Genomic DNA, 4442 nt, shown 5'->3' with positions numbered 1-4442 from the left:
GCCGCCGCCTGCGTGTGACCGAGATTGGACTTCACCGACCCCAGCAACAGCGGGCGCTCGGGGTCACGACCCTGGCCATAGGTCGCCAACAGCGCCTGGGCCTCAATCGGGTCACCCAAGCTCGTACCGGTGCCATGAGCCTCAACCGCATCCACATCCGACGCCGACAGCCCGGCACCGGCCAGAGCCTGCTGGATCACCCGCTGCTGGGAAGGGCCGTTGGGCGCCATCAGGCCATTGGAGGCACCGTCCTGGTTGACGGCCGAGCCACGCACCACGGCGAGGATCTCGTGCCCGTTACGACGGGCATCGCTCAGCCGCTCGACGACGACGACGCCCACGCCCTCGGACCAGCCGGTGCCGTCGGCCGCGTCCGAGAACGCCTTGCACCGGCCGTCCGCCGCCAGCCCGCCCTGCCGGGTGAATCCGGCGAAGCTCATCGGCGACGACATCACCGTCACGCCTCCGGCCAGCGCCAGCGAGCATTCGCCGTTGCGCAGCGCGTGGGCCGCCAGGTGCAGGGAGACAAGCGAGGAAGAGCACGCGGTGTCGACGGTGAGGGCCGGGCCCTCCAGGCCGAAGCTGTACGAGAGCCGCCCGGACAGGATGCTGCCGGCGAGGCCGGTGCTGCCGTGCCCCTCGATGTCCTCGCGGGAGTTCAGTACGGCGTTGATGTAGTCGACGCCGCTCGTGCCCACGAAGACACCGGTCCGGGTGCCCCGCAGGGACACCGCGTCGATCCCGGCGCGCTCCAGCGCTTCCCAGGAAGTCTCCAGCAGCAAGCGCTGCTGGGGGTCCATCGCCACGGCTTCGCGGGGCGAGATGCCGAAGAAGTCCGCGTCGAATGAGGCGGCGTCGACGAAGCCGCCTTGGGCCGTCGCGCTGCTGCCGCTGCCGTCACCGTTGAGAAGGTCGAGGTTCCAGCCGCGGTCCGTGGGGAATCCCGAAATGCCGTCCCGGCCGTCGCTCAGCAACTGCCAGAGGTCTTCCGGCGACCGCACGCCGCCCGGCAGCCGGCAGGCCATGCCGACGATGGCTATGGGTTCCTGCTTGGCGGACTCAGCCTCCCGAAGCCGCTGGCGGGTCTGGTGCAAGTCGTTCGTGACCCACTTGAGGTAGTCAACGAGCTTGTTGTCGTTCGGCATGACGTGGAACCTTCCGTGTAAGTAAGGGGGCCGGACTCAGCGATCGCTGTGACGGCCGAGCTCGTTGTCGATGAAGGCAAAGACCTCGTCGGTACTGGCGGCTTCGAGCCGCTCGGCGACTTCCGCGTCGTCCTCCTCGGCCTGGGCTCCTCGCCAGTTGTCCAGGATCTGCGACAGACGGCCGGCGACGGCGGCCCTGGTGCGGGCGTCGGGCTCGCCGGCGGCGAGGGCGGAGTCGAGCCGTTCGAGCTCCGCGAGGAGGGCCGGGCCCGTGGCGGCCTCGTCCACGAGCTGTGAGACGAGGTGGTCGGCGAGTGCGGTGGGGTTGGGGTAGTCGAAGACGAGGGTGGCGCTCAGTCTGAGGCCGGTGGCGGTGGAGAGTCGGTTGCGGAGTTCGACGGCGGTCAGCGAGTCGAAGCCCAGCTCGTTGAACTCCCGCCGGGCGTCGATCGCCTTGGCCGAGGCGTGCCCGAGCACGGCGGCGGCCTCGGTCCGTACGAGGTCGGTCATCAAGCGCGTACGCTCCTCCGCCCGTGCCTCCCGCAGCCGGTGGCCGAGCGCCTGGGCCGCGTCGGCGCCGCCCGTGGAGCTCGCAGCCGTGCGCCGGGCGCCCTTGACCAGGCCTCGCAGCACCGGCGGGACACTGCCCCGGTCCCGGGCGCCCGTGGCGACCGGCCCGATGGGGACGAGGTGGGCGCCGTCGGTCGCGGTGGCGGCGTCGAACAGTGCCAGTCCCTGCTCGACGGTCAGGGGCGTGGCCCCGTAGGAGGCGATCCGCTGCACGTCCACGTCCGACAGGGTGGCGGTCATCCCGCCGACGGGGGCCCAGGCGCCCCATGCCAGGGACTGGGCGGGCAGGCCCCGCGCCGCACGGTGCCGGGCCAGCGCGTCGAGGAAGACGTTGCCCGCGGCGTAGTTGCCCTGTCCTGAGGTGCCGAGGACGCCCGAGACGGACGAGTAGAGCACGAACGCGGCCAGGTCGAGATCCCTGGTGGCCTCGTGCAGGTGCCAGGCCGCGTCCACCTTCGGGCGCAGTACGGCCGACAGCCGCTCGGGCGTCAGCGAGGCCACCACGCCGTCGTCCAGGACGCCGGCGGTGTGGATCACGGCGGTCAGCGGGTGCGCAGCGGGCACCGAGCCGACGGCCGCGACGACCGCCTCCCGGTCGGTCACATCGGAGGCCTGGACGGTCACCTGGGCGCCGTGGGCGGCCAGTTCGTCCCGCAGCTCGCTCGCCCCGGGTGCGTCCGGGCCGCCACGGCTGACCAGCAGCAGATGGCGCACACCGCGCTCGGTCACCAGATGCTTGGCCAGTTCACGGCCCAGACCACCGGTACCACCGGTGATCAGCACGGTGCCTTCCGGGTCCCAGGCACGCGGCTCGGCAGGTGTCGGCGGTTCCGCGCCGCTGTCCAACGGGGCCAGCCGCGCCACCCGGACGGTGCCGCCGCGCAACACGAACTGGGCGTCCCCGGTGGCCAGCAGGCCCGGCAGGTCCGCGAGCGCCGTGGCAAGACCCCCGTCCTCGTCGTCGATGCCGAGGTCGAGGTCGATGCCGAGGTCGATGCCGAGGTCGAGGAGCGCGATCCGTCCGGGGTTCTCCGACTGCGCCGAGCGCACCAGGCCCCACACAGCGCCCGCGGCCAGATCCGTCACGGTCTCGCCCGCGCCGGCGGCAACGGCCCCCCGCGTGACGAACACCAGGCGCGATGCACTGCTCTCCGGCCGGTCGGCCCACTCCTGCAGCAGTCCCAGGACCCGCGCGGTGAGCTCGTGGGTGCGGGCAGGTACACCCTCGCCCGTACCGGACACGGGGACCACCACGAGGTCCTCATCCCCCGTGAGGTCCGCCAGGGACGCGACCGACACGCCCACACCCAACTCGTCGGCGCCCAGGGACACACACCGCACCTCGGCGGACTGCACCTCGGGGGCCGCCACCCAGTCCAGCGACAGCAGCGCGCCGCGCGGTGCGGCAACCGGGGCCGCCACGCCGGCCGGTTGGCCGCGCAGCACCAGTGCCTCGGCGGACAGTACGGGGGCGCCCTCGACGTCGACGGCCGCGATGGACACCGAGTCCTCACCGGTCTTCACCACCCGGGCCCGCAGAACCGACGCTCCCCCAGCGTGCAGCGACACACCTCGCCAGGCGAACGGCATCAGTTGGTCGTGCTCACTGCCGACCCCGGCCATCCGGTGGGACTGCAGCACCGCCTCCAGCAGCGCCGGGTGGATCCCGAAGGACCCGGCCTCCTCGGCGACCTGGCCCGGCAGCGCGGCCTCGACGAAGACCTCGTTCTCACGCCGCCACACCGAGCGCAGGCCCTGGAACGCCGGGCCGTACCCCGTCCCGTCGTAGAAGCCCTCCAGGTCGACGACCACCGCGTCCTGCGGCGGCCAGACCTGGGAGCCGAAGTCCGCGATCCGCTCCCCGGTGGTCAGGGTGCCGTTGGCGTGCTGCACCCACGGCAGGTCGGAGGCATCGTCCAGCCGCGAATACGCCGAGAGGGAACGGGCCCCCGTCTCGTCGGCAGCCCCGACCAGCACCTGAATCCGAGCGGCGCTCTCCTCCGTGAGCACCAGCGGAGTCATCAGGACGAACTCCTCGACCCGGTCGCAGCCGACGTGGTCACCCGCACGCATGGCCAGTTCCAGAAAGCCGGTGGCCGGAAAGAGAACGCTGCCCCCCATGACGTGGTCGGTCAGCCACGGCAAGGTCTGCAACGACAGCCTCCCCGTGAACAGCACCTCACCAGAGTCCGCGAGCGTGAGCGTCGCACCCAACAACGGATGCTCGGCCGGGAGAAGCCCCGCACCCGTCACATCCCCGGAGAGCGCGGCAGGCCGGGGCCAATACCGCTCATGCTGGAACGCGTACGTGGGAACGTCCACGCGGCGCGCGCCCGTGCCGGTGAACCATGCCGTCCAGTCGATCTCCACGCCGGTGACGTGGAGGCGCGCGAGGGCGGTGAGCAGGGCCGTCTCCTCGGGGCGGTCCTTGCGCAGCGCCGGGATGGCGGTCGCGGTCTCCTCCAGGCTGTGCTGGGCCATCGCGGTCAGTACGCCGTCGGGGCCCAACTCCAGGAACACGGCCGCGCCTTCGGCTTCCAAGGTGCCTAAGCCGTCACCGAAGCGCACCGTCTCACGCACGTGCCGGACCCAGTACTCGGCCGAGCACACCAACTCCGCCGTACCCAGCTCACCGGTCACGTTCGAGACGACCGGGATGCGCGGGGCCTCGTACGACAGCCCCTCAGCGACCCGCCGGAAGTCCGCCAGCATCGGCTCCATCAACGA

At 72.0% G+C, this 4442-nt stretch carries 2 protein-coding genes; both read right to left on the bottom strand.

Annotated features, from left to right (window positions below; translation table 11 throughout):
- On the bottom strand, positions 1-1145 hold a 1145-nt coding region (locus AB0I10_RS40540; RefSeq protein WP_363157754.1), incomplete at its 3' end, for a beta-ketoacyl synthase N-terminal-like domain-containing protein.
- Positions 1146-1181: 36 nt separating this feature from the next.
- Positions 1182-4442: SDR family NAD(P)-dependent oxidoreductase (locus AB0I10_RS40535; RefSeq protein ID WP_363157753.1), on the bottom strand; the 3261-nt coding region annotated here is incomplete at its 5' end.

Origin of the sequence: Streptomyces sp. NPDC050636, from assembly GCF_040654775.1 — a bacterium.
Classification (GTDB): Bacteria; Actinomycetota; Actinomycetes; order Streptomycetales; family Streptomycetaceae; genus Streptomyces.
The sequence above is the reverse complement of the archived record's forward strand: the minus strand, read 5'-3'. Positions and strand labels throughout refer to the sequence as shown.